The organism is Paraburkholderia ultramafica (assembly GCF_902859915.1).
GTDB classification, from domain to species: Bacteria; Pseudomonadota; Gammaproteobacteria; order Burkholderiales; family Burkholderiaceae; genus Paraburkholderia; species Paraburkholderia ultramafica.
The window spans coordinates 154,094-170,792 of record NZ_CADIKK010000010.1; the positions used below are offsets into that span (position 1 = coordinate 154,094).

The 16,699-nt window shown below is 64.8% G+C and carries 19 protein-coding genes; 11 read left to right on the forward strand and 8 right to left on the reverse strand.

Translation table 11 applies throughout. The features are described from left to right. Positions 1 to 113 precede the first annotated feature (113 nt). The gene (locus HV744_RS12990; protein WP_175149905.1) at positions 114 to 434 is read right to left on the reverse strand and encodes a thioredoxin family protein; all 321 of its coding nucleotides are present in this window, start codon (positions 432 to 434) and stop codon (positions 114 to 116) included. Positions 435 to 679: 245 nt separating this feature from the next. Here HV744_RS12990 and HV744_RS12995 point away from each other — a divergent pair, with 245 nt between their 5' ends. The 5 genes from HV744_RS12995 (at position 680) to HV744_RS13015 (ending at position 5,354) form a co-directional block, all read left to right on the forward strand. Further along, positions 680 to 976, forward strand: a complete 297-nt coding sequence (locus tag HV744_RS12995; protein ID WP_175149906.1) for a DUF2628 domain-containing protein — start codon at positions 680 to 682, stop codon at positions 974 to 976. A 135-nt stretch (positions 977 to 1,111) separates the two neighbouring features. After that, entirely contained in the window at positions 1,112 to 1,645 is a 534-nt protein-coding gene (locus HV744_RS13000; protein ID WP_175149907.1) for a hypothetical protein, read from the forward strand. A 184-nt stretch (positions 1,646 to 1,829) separates the two neighbouring features. Then, positions 1,830 to 3,176, forward strand: coding sequence for a sugar efflux transporter (locus HV744_RS13005; protein WP_175149908.1), 1,347 nt, complete (start codon positions 1,830 to 1,832; stop codon positions 3,174 to 3,176). Between the two features lie 379 nt (positions 3,177 to 3,555). Continuing rightward, a complete protein-coding gene (gene gnd, locus HV744_RS13010; RefSeq protein WP_175149909.1) occupies positions 3,556 to 4,593 on the forward strand; it encodes a phosphogluconate dehydrogenase (NAD(+)-dependent, decarboxylating) in 1,038 nt (345 codons plus the stop codon). A gap of 68 nt (positions 4,594 to 4,661) precedes the next feature. Further along, positions 4,662 to 5,354 (forward strand): HAD family hydrolase, encoded by a 693-nt coding sequence (locus HV744_RS13015; RefSeq protein ID WP_175149910.1) that lies wholly within the window; start codon positions 4,662 to 4,664, stop codon positions 5,352 to 5,354. Positions 5,355 to 5,448: 94 nt separating this feature from the next. Here the strand turns inward: HV744_RS13015 and HV744_RS13020 are convergent, their stop codons facing one another. Further along, a complete protein-coding gene (locus HV744_RS13020; RefSeq protein WP_175149911.1) occupies positions 5,449 to 5,985 on the reverse strand; it encodes an ankyrin repeat domain-containing protein in 537 nt (178 codons plus the stop codon). 95 nt (positions 5,986 to 6,080) lie between these two features. Then, on the reverse strand, positions 6,081 to 6,212 hold the full coding sequence (locus HV744_RS37980; RefSeq protein WP_281363640.1) for a hypothetical protein: 132 nt from the start codon (positions 6,210 to 6,212) through the stop codon (positions 6,081 to 6,083). A 400-nt stretch (positions 6,213 to 6,612) separates the two neighbouring features. On the opposite strand from HV744_RS37980, the gene HV744_RS13025 reads away from it, so the two are divergent. Then, the gene (locus HV744_RS13025; RefSeq protein ID WP_175149912.1) at positions 6,613 to 9,006 is read left to right on the forward strand and encodes a phosphoketolase family protein; all 2,394 of its coding nucleotides are present in this window, start codon (positions 6,613 to 6,615) and stop codon (positions 9,004 to 9,006) included. A 103-nt stretch (positions 9,007 to 9,109) separates the two neighbouring features. Here HV744_RS13025 and HV744_RS13030 read toward each other — a convergent pair whose 3' ends face one another. The 3 genes from HV744_RS13030 to HV744_RS13040 all read right to left on the reverse strand — a co-directional run bounded on the left by HV744_RS13030 (position 9,110) and on the right by HV744_RS13040 (position 11,209). After that, the gene (locus HV744_RS13030; protein ID WP_175149913.1) at positions 9,110 to 9,397 is read right to left on the reverse strand and encodes a BON domain-containing protein; all 288 of its coding nucleotides are present in this window, start codon (positions 9,395 to 9,397) and stop codon (positions 9,110 to 9,112) included. Between the two features lie 669 nt (positions 9,398 to 10,066). Further along, positions 10,067 to 10,408: a hypothetical protein gene (locus HV744_RS13035; RefSeq protein ID WP_175149914.1), complete on the reverse strand. Its 342-nt coding sequence runs from the start codon at positions 10,406 to 10,408 to the stop codon at positions 10,067 to 10,069. Positions 10,409 to 10,411: 3 nt separating this feature from the next. Continuing rightward, positions 10,412 to 11,209 carry an alpha/beta hydrolase gene (locus HV744_RS13040; protein WP_175149915.1) on the reverse strand — a complete coding sequence of 266 codons (798 nt, stop codon included), beginning with the start codon at positions 11,207 to 11,209 and terminating at the stop codon, positions 10,412 to 10,414. A 178-nt stretch (positions 11,210 to 11,387) separates the two neighbouring features. Here HV744_RS13040 and HV744_RS13045 point away from each other — a divergent pair, with 178 nt between their 5' ends. The 5 genes from HV744_RS13045 (at position 11,388) to HV744_RS13060 (ending at position 14,927) form a co-directional block, all read left to right on the forward strand. Beyond that, positions 11,388 to 12,335 (forward strand): pseudouridine-5'-phosphate glycosidase, encoded by a 948-nt coding sequence (locus tag HV744_RS13045; RefSeq protein ID WP_175149957.1) that lies wholly within the window; start codon positions 11,388 to 11,390, stop codon positions 12,333 to 12,335. A 121-nt stretch (positions 12,336 to 12,456) separates the two neighbouring features. Beyond that, positions 12,457 to 12,861 carry a GFA family protein gene (locus HV744_RS13050; protein ID WP_175149916.1) on the forward strand — a complete coding sequence of 135 codons (405 nt, stop codon included), beginning with the start codon at positions 12,457 to 12,459 and terminating at the stop codon, positions 12,859 to 12,861. 247 nt (positions 12,862 to 13,108) lie between these two features. After that, positions 13,109 to 13,909 carry an adenylate/guanylate cyclase domain-containing protein gene (locus HV744_RS13055; RefSeq protein WP_246279022.1) on the forward strand — a complete coding sequence of 267 codons (801 nt, stop codon included), beginning with the start codon at positions 13,109 to 13,111 and terminating at the stop codon, positions 13,907 to 13,909. Beyond that, entirely contained in the window at positions 13,909 to 14,151 is a 243-nt protein-coding gene (locus tag HV744_RS37245; protein WP_246279023.1) for a hypothetical protein, read from the forward strand. The genes HV744_RS13055 and HV744_RS37245 overlap by 1 nt, the downstream gene beginning before the upstream one ends. Before the next feature lie 8 nt (positions 14,152 to 14,159). Next, complete coding sequence (locus HV744_RS13060) at positions 14,160 to 14,927, forward strand: 3',5'-cyclic-nucleotide phosphodiesterase (protein ID WP_175149917.1); 768 nt, start codon at positions 14,160 to 14,162, stop codon at positions 14,925 to 14,927. Between the two features lie 202 nt (positions 14,928 to 15,129). Here the strand turns inward: HV744_RS13060 and HV744_RS13065 are convergent, their stop codons facing one another. Both HV744_RS13065 and HV744_RS13070 read right to left on the reverse strand, forming a co-directional pair. After that, positions 15,130 to 16,275, reverse strand: a complete 1,146-nt coding sequence (locus HV744_RS13065; RefSeq protein ID WP_175149918.1) for a WD40/YVTN/BNR-like repeat-containing protein — start codon at positions 16,273 to 16,275, stop codon at positions 15,130 to 15,132. 34 nt (positions 16,276 to 16,309) lie between these two features. Further along, positions 16,310 to 16,579 (reverse strand): MoaD/ThiS family protein, encoded by a 270-nt coding sequence (locus tag HV744_RS13070; protein ID WP_175149919.1) that lies wholly within the window; start codon positions 16,577 to 16,579, stop codon positions 16,310 to 16,312. Positions 16,580 to 16,699: the final 120 nt, after the last annotated feature.

Here is a 16,699-nt window from a genome sequence, read left to right on the forward strand (position 1 = left end):
GGCGGTTGCGGGATTGCGGCTCTGACGCAGTGGTGTGGCGCGCGAATCAATCAAGCAGAACGTGTCGCAAAGCCAAACCCGCATGATCCATCATGCCCTGTAGCGGCACGCAATCAAAGCGACGTCAACGTGTCCGCGATTTCCGCCGCGCCGGTCGGCCGAACCACGCGCGCGACTTCAGCGCCGTCGCGCATGAACACCAGTGTCGGCCACAGCTTGACCTTGAACGAGCGGCCGAGCGGCCGGCCGGGACCGTCTTCGATTTTCAGATGACGGAGGCCGGCATGCGGCGCGAACGCCCTGGCAATCGACGCTTGCGCGCCCTGGCAGTAGCCGCACCAGTCGGTGCCGAATTCGACGACGGTGACGCCCGGCAACGCGTCGAGTTCGGCTCGCGACGGGGCTTTGGAAGAATAGGCGGGCTGGGTTGCCATGCGTGCTCCGATGCTGTTCAAACTGTGCGGGCAGGGTGCTCCGCTGGCGTGGCGGTCCCTGCGCGTGGATTTGCCAAGAGTAGCAGCTATGCCCGGGATCGTCATCGAGGGCGGCTTTAAGCAACGGTGTGGCGGGGCGGCGATCGTGCCGCTTGCACGCAAATTCACATGCGTGGCGCCGCGACGTGTTAAACATCGTCCACGCGCCGTCACGAGGCGGCGAGCCATCGCGTTTGGGAAGGGAAATGAGAGCAAGGATCTATCTGCAACACCCCGGCAAGGACGAAACCGTCGCGGTCGCGACCGGCTTCAGTTGGGGAGCGTGTCTGCTGGGCTTCATCTGGGCGTTGTCGAAGAGAATGTGGTTTGCCGCGTTCGTCATGCTGGGGGTCAGTCTTGTGCTGTTCGGCATGGGTTTGTGGGGCGAAACGGCGGATCTGATCGGACTGGTGCTGTCGATTCTGTTCGCCGTTGCGTGCGGCGCTTATGGCAATCGGTGGCATCGCTGGACCCTCGAAAAGCGCGGCTACATCGTGCTGTGATGCGTGCGCGGGAGCGATTTCGCGGCAGCGGATCTGGCTGGCCACATGCCGCCGCGGGGCCATGTACGTCCGCAGTGGCCTCACCGAGCGCAGCGTGTCGATGATCGTGTTCGGAACTCGTCATGGAGGCATCGTATGCACTTTGCATTTGCAATCGCTACAAGCAGGTCTATCAGATACATCGCGCTGGCCGCGTCGCTCGCCGTTGCGCCGCTTGTGTATGGTGCGGACCCAGCCGCAGCGACGGCCGGCACATCCGGTACACCCGGCACGTCCAGCATGTCTGGCATCTCAGCAGCACCCGGCGCGTCGAGCGCCCCGGTCCCAGTCGCAGCTTCGGCGGCACCCGCCGCCGCCGCGCCCGACGACACCTTCCTGCTCTCCATCTTCCTGCGCCACGACGAATCCAAACCGCTGCCGAAGATCAACGACCAGTTGCGCGCGCAAGGCTTCTTCAAGACCTTTCCGCCGCCCGGCATCGAAGTCGTGTCGTGGTACGTGATGATGGGCATCGGCCAGGTGGTTACGCTGCGCGTGCCGGCGAGCCGGTTGCGCGAAGTCAACCGGGCCATTGAGTCGACCGCGTGGGGCGGCTATCGCACCGAGTTTTATCCGACCTACGACTACAAGGCGCAAGCGCAGCAAATGCGCGCAACGGAAGGCAAGTAGTGGCGAGCGCGCCGTCAGTTCGCCGCTAACGGAGCGCAAAGGGCAGTGCAGCGCCAATTTGGGACGGCACGGTGCGGGTTTACGCGCTCGCAAGCCAGGTCGATAATGCCCCGGTCGTTCCGGCCCCGAGCCTCCGGCGAGCAGCGCGCTTTCCAGGCTCGCTCCACCTGACCCACTGCCCCTCGTGTTGAAAACTTCACGTTTTTTCGACCTGCTCCGCATCCCTGGCTTCAAGCCGCTGGCCGCCGCCACCCTCATGCTCGGTGTGGCGATGTCGTTCACCGCTCCGTATCTATCGCTGTTCGGCGTCGAGCGCGCCGGCATGACGCCGTTCAGGCTCGGCGTCTTCATGACGCTGATCGCCGCGAGCGGGGTGCTCGCCAGCACGCTCGCCGGCCGTTGGACCGACGCCAGCGGACGGCATCGGCCTCTGTTGCTGGCGGCGCTGGTGGCCGCCGCGCTCGGTTATCTGTGTCTGTGCGTGGTGCGCGACTACCGGCTGCTGCTGCTGGTCGGCATTGTCTTCATCGGCGCGGGCGGCTCGGCCATCTCAATGGTGTTCGCGTTCAGCCGCGCGGCGCTGCCGGTGCCGGACCCGGCGGAGCGCGTGTTCGCGAGCGCGACGTTGCGGACCATCCTGTCGGCGGCGTGGGTGTTCGGGCCGGCGGTGGGCGCGCTGGTGCTCGCCGCCAGCGGCTTCTATGGGCTCTTTCTGTTCGCCGCGGCCAGCTTCGCGACCTGTGCGGTCATCGTCTGGCGCATGCGCGAGCCGCAAGGTCACCTCGGCGATCACACGGTCGAGGACACCGCGTCCGAGCCGTCCGCGTCGATCACCGTGCCGCCGTTGACCGCGCCTCGCGAGGACGCGCACGAAGATTTGCCCGGCGTCGCGTCGGCCAACGACATCCTCCGCGCGGTGGCCGCGCTCACGCTGCTCGGCCTCGCCGCGAACGCGACGATGATCGTGCTGCCGCTCTACATCGTGCACGGCCTGAACGGCTCTCATCTGGACGTGTCGATCATGCTCGGCCTCGGCGCATTGATGGAGATTCCGATGATGCTCGCGCTCGGCGCGAAGTCGTCGGTGCTGCACAAGCCGAACTGGCTGGCCGCGTGCGCGGCGGTGCACGCGGTCTACTTCGTCGGGATGTCGCTGGCGGGCAACGTCAACGTGCTGATCCCGATGCAGATGCTCAATGCGTTCGTCGTCGCCGTGACCTCGTGTCTCGGCATGACCTACGTGCAGGATCTGATGCCGCATGCGCCGGGCCGCGCGACCGCGTTGTTCTTCAACGCGGCGCGGGTCGGCTCGATTCTGTCGGGTGTGTTGTCGGGCCTGCTGGTGCAGGCGTTCAGCTATCGCGGCACGTTCCTGTTTTGCGGCTTGCTGGCGCTGTGCGCGCTGGTGCTGTTCGCCGTGCCGGGTTATCGCTATCCGCTGATGTGGCGAGCCGTGAAGCAGATTGCGGGCGAGCAGTACGTGAAGCTTCTGGCGAGGCGCGGGCAGCGCGTGCTCGAGCGCAACGAATGACGTGCAACGCGGAAGCGGGACCGAAGTGCAAGTCCGAAACGCAAGGCCGAGTCCGAGTGTAAGTCGTCCGTCAGCGGGATCGAAACCTGGCGAGCAACGCCGCGCAAACACGCACGCGACGAACTTCACGCCTCGCCACACCTCTGCAAACAGGCGTATCGTCTTCTTCTGACGCGCGCGGCGATACTCGCGTCCGCGCACGAATGATCCGGCACGGCTACTATGTGTCCGGCGTTCGTGCATCGGCGCGACTCCAGTGTTGCGCATCGCCACGCGCCGCCGCCGGCCTTCTCATGGAAGCAACCGGCGAAAACCCGCATCGCCGCAGTACGGCGAACCCACATCGAGCAGCGCAACGAGCCACCTTCCGGAGCGAGATATGCAGCTAGGCATGATTGGATTGGGACGCATGGGCGCAGACATGGTGCGGCGCCTGACGAAGGGCGGTCAGCACTGCATCGCTTACGACATGCAGCCGGCGGCGGTGGCAAAGCTGAAACAGGACGGCGTGGCTGGCGCGGCGTCGTTGCAGGACCTCGTCGCACAACTCGAGAAGCCGCGCGCCGTGTGGCTGATGGTGCCGGCCGCGGTGGTCGATGCGACGCTCGAACAACTCGTGCCGCTGCTGGAGCCCGGCGACATCGTGATCGACGGCGGCAACTCCTACTACCACGACGACATCCGCCGCGGCCACGAGCTGGGCGCGCGGCAGCTTCACTATGTGGACGTCGGCACGAGCGGCGGCGTCGCGGGCCGCGAACGCGGCTACTGCCTGATGATCGGCGGCGAGCCCGAAATCGTGAAGCGGCTCGAACCGATTTTCTCGACGCTCGCGCCGGGGGCCGGCGCGGCGCCCGCCACGCCGGGTCGCACCGCCAGCGCGAGCACCGCCGACCAGGGCTTCCTGCATTGCGGACCGCAAGGCGCGGGGCACTTCGTGAAGATGGTCCACAACGGCATCGAATACGGGATGATGGCCGCGTATGCCGAAGGCCTGAACATCCTGCACCACGCCGACGCCGGCAAGCACGCGCGCGCAGTCGACGCGGAAACGTCGCCGCTGCGCCGTCCCGAACTGTATCAATACGATCTGAATCTCGCAGACGTCACCGAGGTCTGGCGGCGCGGCAGCGTGATCGGCTCATGGCTGCTCGACCTGATCGCGGGGTCGCTCGTCAGCGACGCCGACCTGACGAGCTACGCGGGACGCGTATCGGATTCGGGCGAGGGGCGCTGGACCGTGGCGGCGGCGATCGACGAGGGCGTGCCCACGCCGGTGCTCAGCGCGGCGCTGTTCGCACGCTTCAGTTCACGCGGCGAAGCGGACTTCGCGAACCGCGTGTTGTCGGCGATGCGGCATGATTTCGGCGGCCACGTCGAGAAAGCGGCCGAGCCGGGCCATGCGCCGAACAGCTGAACGCAGCGCTAATTGACCCGCCAACTGACGAGCCAACTGACGAGCCCACTCCAGACAAGGGAGCCGCGATGCAAGCCACCACCTCCACGCCGCACGACGTTGTGTTTCTGTTCGACTGCGACAACACCTTGCTCGACAACGATCACGTGCTGTCGGATTTGCGCACGCACATGATGCGGGAGTTCGGCACGGAGAACAGCGCGCGGTACTGGGAGATTTTCGAGGACCTGCGCGCGGAGCTGGGCTACGCCGACTACCTGGGCGCATTGCAGCGCTACCGGCTGGAGCATCCACGCGACACGCGCCTCTTGCTGATGGCGTCGTTCCTGATCGAGTATCCGTTTGCGAACCGGCTCTATCCGGGCGCGCTGGATGCGCTCCGGCATGTGGGCCAGCGCGGGCCCACGGTGATCCTGTCCGATGGCGACGTGGTGTTCCAGCCGCGCAAGATTGCGCGTTCGGGCTTATGGGACGAGGTCGAGGGACGGGTGCTGATTTACATCCACAAGGAGCTGATGCTCGAACAGGTGATGGACTGCTATCCGGCGCGCCACTACGTGATGGTCGACGACAAACTGCGGATTCTCACGGCGATGAAAAAGTCCTGGGGCGCGAAGCTGACGACGGTCTTTCCGCGCCAGGGGCACTACGCTTTCGATCCGAAGGAGATCGCGAGCAATCCGCCCGCGGACGTGAGCATCGAGCGGATTGGCGAACTGGCGGAATTCGGCCTGGATGCGCTGGTGGGCGCGAAGGGATAGGCGTTTGGCGATGCGCGCCGCTAGCGGCTCTGGATACGCTTCAGGCGCACGAACCCGAGAGCACCGCGCAAGCAGGCAAACCGGACACAACGCGTCAGGAGCCCAGCTCCTTCAACCGCGCTTGCGCATCGGCGGCGCCCATGCGCGCGGCGGCGTCGCTCGCGGTCACGCCATTCGCATCGCGGACTTTCGGGTCCGCGCCGTGCGCAATCAGCAATTCCATGATCGCGGTGCGATTGAACATCGCCGCCACCATCAACGCGGTGCGGCCATCCGGCGATGCGCCTTCGACATCCGCACCGTGCGCGAGCAACGTCTCGATCACCTGGTCGAAACCCTTGAAGGCCGCGCCCGCAATCGGCGTCTGTCCGTTGTCGTTGCGCAGGTTCGGATCGGCGCCGCGTTCGAGCAGCGTGCGCACCGCATCCACGTGACCGTGGTAGCTCGCGAGCATCACGAGACTGTCGCCCTTGTCGTTACGCAGATTGGGCGGCACGCCTTGTTCGATCACCGCGGCGAGCATTGCGGCATCGCCGCGCCGCGCGAGGTCGAAGACCTCCTGCGCGAGCGCAAGCAACTCGGGATCGATCTGCGGTTGGGAAGGCGGGGCGGTATCGGCGTGGTCCGTCAATGGAATCTCCTTGCAAACGAACGCGGCGCCGCAGCGGCGCCAGCAAATCGCTCAGGATACACATTATGCGTCGACGACGCCCACCCGGCGGCGCGCTAGTCGGCGCCGAACAGATTGACCAGCAACCCGAACACGCCGATCAGAATGGCGACGCCCACGCACAGCAGCACGAGCGACAGAACCATGGTCACGAGCACTTTGACGGAACTGGGTTTTTTCTTCGACATGGTGGCCGTTAAAGTAAGAGGCGAGGAATGCGGGACGCGTCAGACGCGCGCCGCCGCTGCGCATTCGGTTCGAGCAGCGCAGATTGAGCAGCTTAATACATTCAATCGGGACGCACCGGGAGTCTAGCGCAAGATGGCGCTCGTGCAGCCATCAAACTGATGCCCATCGCGCTTTGGACGATTGCGTCGAACCATGGCGCGCGCTGCCTGTCACACCCGCTGACGACCCGCCACCAAGGCTGGGGAATTCCCTGGGCACAACGCGTTTGCCGCTACGCCTTCGTTGTGTCAAGTGCATGACAGGATGGTCTCCTTGTTGGCTCAACGCCGAGGCCGCCTCACGAACACCCGCTGCAGCACCCGCTAACCTGCCAGACAGTCCTTTTCGTGGAGTGACGCCATGGCCGAAGCAATCTCGCATCCCACCCCGCCGCAAACCCTGGACCCCGACACGCTGCGCAAGATCGATGGTTATTGGCGCGCGTGCAACTATCTGTCGGTCGGCATGATCTATCTGCGCGACAATCCGCTGCTGCGCGAACCGCTCAAACCCGAGCACATCAAGAACCGCCTGCTGGGCCACTGGGGCTCGGACCCGGGGCAGAGCTTCCTGCTGGTGCATCTGAACCGGATGATCCGCAAGCTCGATCTGGACATGATCTATCTGTCCGGTCCCGGTCATGGCGCGCCGGCCAGTCTGGCCCATTGCTATCTCGAAGGGCACTACTCGGAAGTCTACCCGGACCGCAGCGAAGACGAGGCCGGCATGCGGCGCTTCTTCCGGCAGTTCTCGTTTCCCGGCGGCATCGGCTCGCATTGCACGCCTGAAACACCCGGCTCGATTCACGAAGGCGGCGAGCTTGGCTATTGCCTGTCGCACGGCTACGGCGCCGCGTTCGACAACCCCGAGTTGATCGTCACGGTGATGATCGGCGACGGCGAAGCGGAAACCGGTCCGCTCGCCACCTCGTGGCACTCGAACAAATTCCTCAACCCGATTCGCGATGGCGCGGTGCTGCCGGTTCTGCATCTGAACGGCTACAAGATCGCCAATCCGACGATCCTCGCGCGAATTCCCCGCGAGGAGCTCGAAGCGTTGCTGAGCGGCTACGGCCACAAGCCGTATTTCGTCGAAGGCGACGATCCGGACACGATGCATCAGCAGATGGCCGCGACACTCGAACAGTGCATCGGCGAAATCCGCGCGATCCAGCAGCACGCGCGTGCGAACAACGACCCGTCGCGGCCGCGCTGGCCGATGATCGTGCTGCGTTCGCCGAAAGGCTGGACAGGTCCGAAGGAGGTCGACGGCCACAAGGTGGAAGGCTCGTGGCGCGCGCATCAGGTGCCGGTGCTCGATCCGGTCACCAACAGCAAGAGCCTGAAACAGGTCGAAGACTGGCTGCGCAGCTATGGGCCCGAGTCGCTGTTCGACGAAGCCGGGCGTCTGGTCGAAGAACTGCGCGAACTCGCGCCCGCCGGCGCGCGCCGCATCAGCGCCAATCCGCATGCGAACGGCGGCCTGCTGTGCAAGAGGCTCGATATGCCGCCGTTTCGCGACTATGCGGTGACGGTGAAGAAACCCGCCAGATCGTACACGTCGCCGACCGGCGTGCTCGGCACGTTCTTGCGCGACGTGATGCGCAACAACATGACGAACTTCCGCGTGTTCGGTCCCGACGAAACCGCGAGCAACAAGCTCAACGCGATCTATCAAACGTCGCGGAAAACCTGGCTCGCCGACACCGAGCCAGGCGACGCGGACGGCGGCGAACTGTCGCCCGACGGCCGCGTGATGGAGATGCTCAGCGAACATACGCTCGAAGGCTGGTTCGAAGGTTACGTGCTGACCGGCCGCCACGGTCTGTTTGCGACGTATGAAGCGTTCGTCCACGTGATCGACTCGATGTTCAACCAGCACGCCAAATGGCTGGAGAAAGCCAAACGCGATCTGGACTGGCGGCAACCGGTGCCGTCGCTCAACCTGCTGATCACGTCGCTGGTCTGGCGTCAGGATCACAACGGCTTCACGCATCAGGACCCGGGGTTTCTCGATGTCGTCACCAACAAGAGCCCGGACGTGGTGCGCATCTATCTGCCGCCGGATGCGAACTGCCTGCTGAGCGTCGCCGATCACTGCCTGTGTTCGCGCGATTACGTGAACGTGATCGTCTCCGACAAGCAGCCGCATCTGCAGTATCTCGACATGGACGCGGCCGTCACGCATTGCACGAAGGGCATCGGCATCTGGGACTGGGCGTCGACCGATCAGGGCGTCGAGCCGGACGTGGTGATCGCCTGCGCGGGCGACATCGCGACGATGGAAGCGCTCGCCGCCGTGCAGATTCTGAAGGAGCGCTTTGCCTCGCTGAAGATCCGTTTCGTCAACGTGGTCGATCTGTTCCGGCTGATGCCCGAGCATGCGCATCCGCACGGGCTGTCCGATCGCGATTTCGATTCGCTGTTCACCACCAGCAAGCCGGTGATCTTCAACTTCCACTCGTATGCGGCGCTCGTGCACAAGCTGACCTATAACCGCGCGAATCACGAAAACATGCACGTGCATGGCTATCAGGAGAAAGGCAACATCAACACGCCGCTCGAACTGGCGATCGTCAATCAGGTCGACCGTTTCTCGCTGGCGATCGACGTGATCGATCGCGTGCCGGCGTTGCGCGGCGTCGGCGATCATACGAAGGAGTGGCTGCGCGGGCAGGTCATCGAGCATCTTGCCTATGCGCATGCCGAGGGCATCGATAAGGAAGAGATCCGCAACTGGACGTGGAAGAACTGAGCGAGGATGCTGGCGCGCACTCGGCACGGGCGCTTCACACCGAAGCGGCAAAGCGGATTGCGAGGCATTGGCGGGCGCTGCTGCAAGCGGATGCGGGCTGACGCTATTTCGCTTTGACGACAATGCGATCCGAGACGCCAGTGACGCCGAACAGGCGCGTGACGTCTTCCAGTGCCGCGCTTCGTTGCTGATCGCGTTGCAATTCACCGAGCAGCGTGACGCGGCCACGTGCGACGGTCACCTTGACGGTGTGTTCCGGCACGGCGGCGTCCCACGCGAGGCGGCGGGTTGCTTCCGCGGCGATTTGCGCGTCGCTCAGGCGCGTGGCGGCGGTGCCGGTCGCCCTGCCGGCGCTGGCTGGCTTGCGCCTGGCGGAGCGGGCGGTTGGCATGGGTTCTCCACGGAAGAGACGCTGATTGAAGAACACTAGCAGATCTGAAGGATATTGCTCGTGGCGGTTGTCGAAGGAAGTGAACACTGTGCCGGGTAAATGACAAATTGCTGCCACAGGTACTGGAAAGAACCGGGAAGGCCGCGATTGGCGGTCGCGAGTTCCATGACCATCGTTATCGCGACATTGCCCGATAAACAGACTGGTGGTTTGCCATATTGATGTCCCATCCTGAATTCGACAAAACGTTGTTGTCTCCATTGTCGGGCCGACTACGGTCGTCGTACAACGTGATGGCACGGTTGAGGAAAATGCCGCGCGTTCTTTTCAGCCGTGCGGCGCATTAAAACCCTGTCGCAGCATCCGCAATCCGTCGGATGATCTATTTTTTAAGAAATATCACGATGAAAAAGAAATTTGCCTCTTCGCATATCCCGACGATTATCGCGGCCTCTGATGGGCTACCGGGTTTTTGTCCCGGTATTGCGTTAGTGTGTTCGATTGGCAATGGCAACCTCCGCGGTATGTCCGCAGCATAGGGCTCTCCCATGGTTCTGGATGCGCCTGGCGCGATCTTGAATCTATCATCCCTGCCGACTGCCCGGACGGGACGAATGCCTGGCCGCCACAATGGGTGGTGCCACGAGTTCCGCCGACTTCCTTTTGCGATCACCGCCCGGTCAGCATCCGGAGGATTTTCTGCACGATGCGCTCATGCTGCTCCAGTGCCTCATCGACCGTACGTGCTCCGTAGCTCTTGTTGTCGCGTGCTTCCATTCCGGCGATGCGCGTGACGAACAGCGAAGCCTCCCCGGTTTTCGGTTCGGACACACCCCGGAAGCGGGTCGTGACCGTCACACCGGATTCGTCCAGCAGCGTGCGGCGAAAGATCAGTTCGTTCTCGGTCATCCAACGCGACCACTCGTCGCGATCGAACACCTCGACAGGCCTGTTCTTCGCGTCGAGGATATAGAAGCGTTCCCCGCTGGACGGGACCGGGCGTGCTTTCATCGTTCAATGCGAAGGCGCGAGCAGGAAGCCGATCGCCTCGCGCCACCAGGTTTCGTCGACACGGCCAATCCAGTCGTTATGTTCAGCCGCGTTCACCACCATCAGTCGTCTCGGTTCGGCCAGCGAGTTGTAGAGCGCTTCGCCGAAGCGCGCGGGGACGATGCTGTCGCGTTGCGCAACCACGACGAGGACAGGGCGGCCGAACGACGCCAGGTGGGTCACGCTGTCGTAGCGGTCGCGCAGCAGCCACTTCACGGGCAGCCACGGATAGTGGTAAGCGGCGACGTGCTCGAGCCGGTCCCATGGCGTGATGAGCATCAAGCCAGCGATCTCGTCGCGTTCACGCGAGCCGGCCGCGGCCGCCACGCCGGCCCCGAGCGATTCGCCGATGAGCAGCAGCGGCGCGCCATAGAGGCGATGCGCGAGCGCGATGGTCTGTTGGGCATCGGCGACCAGACTCGCCTCGCCTGGCGCGCCGTCGCGCGGCCCGTAGCCGGGATATTCGGCGAGAATCACGCGCAGCCCGAGCCGGGTGAGCGCCGCGGCATAGAACGCGCGGTGTCCGGCATGTCCTGCATTGCCATGAAAGACGATCACAGTGGCGCGTGCGGATCCCGCCGGCTCGGCCACGAGGCCCCGGAACGCCTCAGGTGTCGGCCACGCGCGAAGGCCGCCGGAAGTGACATCCTCGATAGCGGCCTTCTCGGGGAAGTAGAGAAAACGATCCTGCAAGATGGCGGCTCCGGCGAACACGATCAGGCACGCGACGGTGAGACGGAACATCATCCGGGTGAATTTCATCGCCTTGAGCCCGATCTATCGACCTTTTGCGTAGCGCACCCAGTTTAGCGCGCATTCGCCACCGCCGATGTCCATGCGTTTCGTCAGGCTGAAGAGCACGGCCCGCTGCGCTTGCACAACGAACCGTGGACCAGCGTCGTGCTGCATACTTGTGAATCACACCGCCGAAGGCATCGACATGGTTCCCGACCTTGCACACTCCTGGCTGACCTGCAGCGCGCCGGTGGCCGCTGCACAGGCCGCCGGCCGCCCGCTCGTGGCGCTGGAATCGACCATCATCGCCCACGGCATGCCCTATCCGGAGAACGTTCGCACGGCGCGCGAAGTGGAGGCCTTGATCCGAGACCTGGGCGCCGAGCCTGCGACTATCGCGCTGATCGGCGGGCGAATCCACATCGGCCTGACCGACGACGAGCTGGAACTGCTTGGCCGCTCGGACCAGGTACACAAGGTCAGCCGCCGCGACCTGCCGGCCGTGCTGGCCGGCGGCGGGCTCGGCGCCACCACGGTGGCCGGCACGATGATCTGTGCCGCCCTCGCCGGCATCGAGGTCTTTGTCACCGGAGGCATCGGCGGCGTGCATCGGGGCGCGCCGCAAACCTTCGACATCTCGGCCGACCTGCAGGAACTGGCGAAGACCTCGGTGGCGGTGGTCTGTGCCGGTGCGAAGTCCATCCTGGACATTGGGCTCACGCTGGAATACCTGGAAACGCACGGCGTGCCGGTGCTCAGTTGCGAGCAAGACAATTTCGCTGCGTTCTACACGCGCGACAGCGGCTTTCGCGCGGACTTCAGGCTGGACGACGCGGCGCGGCAGGCACGCTTCATCCGCACCAAGTGGGACCTGGGTCTCGTGGGCGGTGTCGTATTGAGCACCCCGGTGCCTGAAGCGGCAGCGATGGCGTTCGAAGAGATCGACGCGCTAACCCGGCAGGCGCTCGCCGAAGCCACGGCGCAAGGAATCACCGGCAAGGCCGTGACACCCTACCTGCTGGCTCGCATCAAGGCGCTGACGGGTGGACGCAGCCTCGCGACCAACATCGCGCTCGTGAAACACAATGCCGAGGTGGGGGCAAGGCTGGCGCTGGCGTTGGCACACGCGGAGCGCGGGGCGGGCGCCGCGTAGCCGCTGGGACGTCCGCTCTCCACCAGGCTTCGCGTCAGCTTCCGACGACCACTTCTGGTGTGCGCGGTGCAAAGGCGGCGCTTTCCAGCATGTGAATAGAACCTGAAAGGACGACTCGAACATGACCGACGAGCAGGTTTTGGAAGGAGGCTGCGCATGTGGTTCGATCCGCTATCGGGTCAGCGCGCTTCCCGAGGACGCGGGCTTCTGCCATTGCCGTATTTGCCAGAAGACGACCGGTGCGCCGCTCATCGCCTGGGCCGTTGTGGCGATCGACGCATTCGAATACACCCGCGGCGAACCGTGCGTGTACAAATCGAGCCCTTGGGGCGAGCGGCGCTTTTGCCCAACGTGCGGTACTCAGCTCGAGTACCGGGAATCCCACTCGCCCCGCTACGTTGAACTGAACTATGCAACGCTGGACTTTCCGGCACTGATCCAGCCGTCACGGCATATCTGGTGCGCCAGCGCATTTCCCGGCCTCGTCATAAGCGACGACTTGCCGAAGTACGATGGCGACGGATAAGCCGGGGGGCGTCGCCGACTCCGAGCCGTCGCGGCGACGACCCATGTCAATCTTTGCGCTCCCGGTGCACCGCGAATTAGCCAACGCCACAGCGTCGGCGCCGGCGGCGATGCAAACCGGGCTGGATGGGGGTATTCGTTTCGAAAACGTCGCGCGCAATCTCCATCGACGTGCCTTCGAAGGCGACAGGCGAGAAGCAGGAAGTACGCGTCTTCAGGGCGAGTTTCAAATCGGGAGATAAGATCTTTTGCTGAGCGCGCTCGCGGCGCTCGCGGTGGTGGGTGCCGACATCGCGCTATGGCGCTACGGTTCCTGGGCGCTGCCGATCGCCGCGCTGCTGATTGCGATCGGCACCTTGTTCGTGCTGAACATGTCTTATGCGTATTTCGTGGAGTCGGGCGCGAAGCGCAAGTTCGCGAAGCTGTTCGGTCAATACGTGCCGCCCGAACTGGTCGAGGAGATGAGCCGGAACCCGGAAAGCTACAGCATGACCGGCCGGCGGGCCGAGCTGACCGTGCTGTTCTGCGACGTGCTGGGTTTCACCGCGATTGCCGAAACGCTGGAACCCGAGCAGCTCGCGCTGCTGATGAACGAATACCTCGGCACGATGACGGCGGCGATCCGCCAGCAGCGCGGCACGCTCGACAAACACATGGGCGACGCGATCATGGCATTCTGGGGCGCGCCCGTCGACGACAGCGAGCACGCGCGCCATGCCGTTACCGCCGCGCTCGATATGCGCACGGCGCTCGTCGAGTTGAACCGCACGCTGGAGGCGCGCGGCTGGCCGACGTTGTCGATCGGCATCGGCATCAACACGGGGCCGATGACGGTCGGCGATATGGGCTCGGCCGTGCGCAAGGCTTATACGGTGCTCGGCGACGCGGTGAACGTCGCGGCGCGTCTCGAAGGGCTCACGCGGCATTACAAGGTGGACGTGATCGTCGGCGAGGCGACCCGCGAGCGTGTGAGCGCAGTCGTGTTCCGGGAAATCGACCGCGTGCGGGTGGCGGGCGCACTACGCCGGTCGCGCTGTTCGAGCCGCTGATGTCCAGCGGAGCATGGGCGCAGGCCGGCGCCGCGCCGCGCGACGAACTCGCGCGCTGGCATGCGGCGCTGGAACGCTACCGGTCGCACGACTGGGACGCGGCGGCAGCGCTGCTGGATGCGCTGATCGCGCAGCATCCGCAATGCGCTCTTTACAGGGTCTATCAGGAGCGCATCATGGCGTTACGCGAGAGTCGGCCGGCCACGGATTGGGATGGCATCACGACCTTCGGCACCAAATAGGACGTAGCATGAAAGTGCGCATTCTCGGCTGTAGCGGCGCGATTTGCGGCGTCGGCGGCGGCACCACGTCGCTGCTGGTGGACGACGACATTCTGATCGACGCGGGCACCGGCGTCGGCGAACTGAGCGACGCCGAGCTGGCCCACATCGATCATGTGTTCATCACGCATTCGCATCTGGATCACACCGCGTTCCTGCCGCTCATGGTCGACGCCGCCGCCGAATACCGTACGCAGCCGTTGACCGTGCACGCGCCGCAAGTCACGCTCGACATCCTTCACGCGCACCTGTTCAACAACCTGATCTGGCCGGACTTCACGGTCATCCCGTCGGCCGCGGCGCCGGCCGTGCAGTTTGCCGCGCTCGAAGTCGGTCACAGCATGAGCCTGCGCGGACGAACGCTAACCGCGCTGCCCGCGCAGCATGTCGTGCCCGCGGCGGGATACGCGGTGGATAGCGGTGCGGGCAGCCTTGTTTTCAGCGGCGATACGACCACGAATCCGGTGTTCTGGGCGATTGTCAGCGCGATGCCGCGGCTGCGTCATGTGATCGTCGAGACGGCGTTCCCGGACGCGCATCGCGCGACGGCGGTCGCGGCGCAGCATTACTGTCCGAGCCTGCTCGCCGCGGATTTACACGATGTCCGGTTCGATGCCGAATTGCTGATTTCGCATCTGAAGCCGGTGCACGCGGCGCAGATCATGCGGGAACTCAACACCGCGCTGCACCGTTTCGACCCGCATCGCCTCGACGCGGGACGGGTGTTCGAGTTGTGAGGCCTGTACCCGGTGTTGCGCCTCTGGAGGCTCGCGCCTGCTCTGGCTTTAGGTGGTTCGATGCGGCGAGGCTGTTTTGGCTACACTATCCACTGTCCGGTGAGGCGATGCAGCGCGTGCGTGAAGTCTATGAGCGCCATATAGCGCCTCAGGTCCACCAGCGCTGGTAAAAGTCTCGAATCAGTGGAAGGGCGCCGCGCCCTCATCCGAACCGAACGCAATATACCGGCGGCAAATGCGCTGAAACCAGATGCCAGCTTTCGCCGCCATCGTCGGACGTCCATAGCGCGCCAGTGGTCGACCCCATCGCGAGGCGCGTGCCCGAGTCATCTACAGCGAGCCCGTGCCGATACACGAGGTCATACGCCGGTGTGGGCGGCAACCCGTTCGAGAAACGCTCGAACGTGCGGCCGCCGTCGCGTGTGCGCGTGACGACGAACTGGCCGTCTACCGGGATGCGGTACTGGTCTTTCGCAGCGGGCACGAACCACGCGGTGTCCGGCTCGCGCGGGTGCACGGCAACCGCAAAGCCGAAACTGGATGGCTGCGCTTCGATCCGTTGCCAGTGGGCAGCGCCGTCGGTCGAGCGGAAGATCGCGCAGTGATGCTGCGTCCACAGCACATCCGGGTTTGCCGCGCATTGCACGACGCGGTGCGGGTCTTGCACGTTCGGGTCGCCGCGCCGCTCCGGCGGCATGTAGTCGGCCTCCATGCCCTCGGCACTCACGCGCCAGCTCGCGCCGCCGTCAGCGGTTTGCCAGACGCCGCCGCACGACACGCCGATCGTCACGTGCCGGCTGTCGCGCGGATCGACCATCACGGAATGGACGCCCGGCGCATCGTAGCCGCCTCCGAGCCATTCGCCGCGCTCCGGGCGATCCCACAGCGCGCGGTTGAGCACCCATGTGTCGCCACCATCGTCAGAACGGAACAGCCCACCGGGAATCGTGCCGGCCCACAGTACGCCCGGCTCGTCCGGGCCGCCGGTTTCGAGCGACCAGATTTGCTGAAGCGTCCAGGGCGTCGGCGGGCTGGGCGCGGCCGCGCTCGCATTGTCCGCGCTCGGATTCGCGCCGTCGCCGGTACACGTCTCGCCGGCAGGCTGCGGCGGGTAGACGGGGACCGCGCACTCTTGCCAATCCGTCATGCCCGCGCGCCGGCGATGCAGCTTCACGCCGAAGTGGCCGAGATTGAGTGCCGCATACAGCGATCCGTCGCGCGGATCAGGCAGCACCATGCTCACCGGCTCGCCGACGAAATGCGGCTCACCGAGGGTCCAGCCACCCTCGCCACCGGCTTGTAGAACGAACAATCCCTTGCGGGTTGCAACCAGCAATCGATCGCTCATGTGGAGTGTCTCCTGGAGTACGAGTGGAACCTGCTTATCCGCCCGACAGCGACTGTATGACGTAAACCCGGCTTGCCTCGCCGAGCGCATCGGACAGATGTTGCCGGTCGCGCACCCGCCGGCCGTCGACAAACACGGCGAGATGCCTTCGCAGTGAGCCCTGATCGTCAAGGATGTAGCCGCGCAGCCGAGGTTGCTCGACAAAGACGGCGTCGAGCGCTTCTGCGAGCGTGCGCGCGTCGATCTCGCGCTCGGGCGTTGCGACATGCCGTTGAATCGAAGCAGCGAAGAAGATGTGCGCCATGATGAGGTAGCCGAGCGGGAGTGGCCTTGCACGTCGATTACGCAGTTTAGAACGATCCGCCGTGCGAGGCCACAAAGGCGTCCCACGCGCAATGACCGCGCACGCGCTCAGGCTGTTCCG

Excerpts from the sequence above, each read along its gene's own strand:
- HV744_RS12990 (WP_175149905.1), bottom strand. The coding sequence starts at position 434 with ATGGCAACCCAGCCCGCCTATTCTTCCAAAGCCCCGTCGCGAGCCGAA.
- HV744_RS12995 (WP_175149906.1), top strand. The coding sequence starts at position 680 with ATGAGAGCAAGGATCTATCTGCAACACCCCGGCAAGGACGAAACCGTC.
- HV744_RS13000 (WP_175149907.1), top strand. The coding sequence starts at position 1,112 with ATGCACTTTGCATTTGCAATCGCTACAAGCAGGTCTATCAGATACATC.
- gnd (WP_175149909.1), top strand. The coding sequence starts at position 3,556 with ATGCAGCTAGGCATGATTGGATTGGGACGCATGGGCGCAGACATGGTG.
- HV744_RS13015 (WP_175149910.1), top strand. The coding sequence starts at position 4,662 with ATGCAAGCCACCACCTCCACGCCGCACGACGTTGTGTTTCTGTTCGAC.
- HV744_RS37980 (WP_281363640.1), bottom strand. The coding sequence starts at position 6,212 with ATGTCGAAGAAAAAACCCAGTTCCGTCAAAGTGCTCGTGACCATGGTT.
- HV744_RS13025 (WP_175149912.1), top strand. The coding sequence starts at position 6,613 with ATGGCCGAAGCAATCTCGCATCCCACCCCGCCGCAAACCCTGGACCCC.
- HV744_RS13030 (WP_175149913.1), bottom strand. The coding sequence starts at position 9,397 with ATGCCAACCGCCCGCTCCGCCAGGCGCAAGCCAGCCAGCGCCGGCAGG.
- HV744_RS13035 (WP_175149914.1), bottom strand. The coding sequence starts at position 10,408 with ATGAAAGCACGCCCGGTCCCGTCCAGCGGGGAACGCTTCTATATCCTC.
- HV744_RS13040 (WP_175149915.1), bottom strand. The coding sequence starts at position 11,209 with ATGAAATTCACCCGGATGATGTTCCGTCTCACCGTCGCGTGCCTGATC.
- HV744_RS13045 (WP_175149957.1), top strand. The coding sequence starts at position 11,388 with ATGGTTCCCGACCTTGCACACTCCTGGCTGACCTGCAGCGCGCCGGTG.
- HV744_RS13050 (WP_175149916.1), top strand. The coding sequence starts at position 12,457 with ATGACCGACGAGCAGGTTTTGGAAGGAGGCTGCGCATGTGGTTCGATC.
- HV744_RS37245 (WP_246279023.1), top strand. The coding sequence starts at position 13,909 with ATGTCCAGCGGAGCATGGGCGCAGGCCGGCGCCGCGCCGCGCGACGAA.
- HV744_RS13060 (WP_175149917.1), top strand. The coding sequence starts at position 14,160 with ATGAAAGTGCGCATTCTCGGCTGTAGCGGCGCGATTTGCGGCGTCGGC.
- HV744_RS13065 (WP_175149918.1), bottom strand. The coding sequence starts at position 16,275 with ATGAGCGATCGATTGCTGGTTGCAACCCGCAAGGGATTGTTCGTTCTA.
- HV744_RS13070 (WP_175149919.1), bottom strand. The coding sequence starts at position 16,579 with ATGGCGCACATCTTCTTCGCTGCTTCGATTCAACGGCATGTCGCAACG.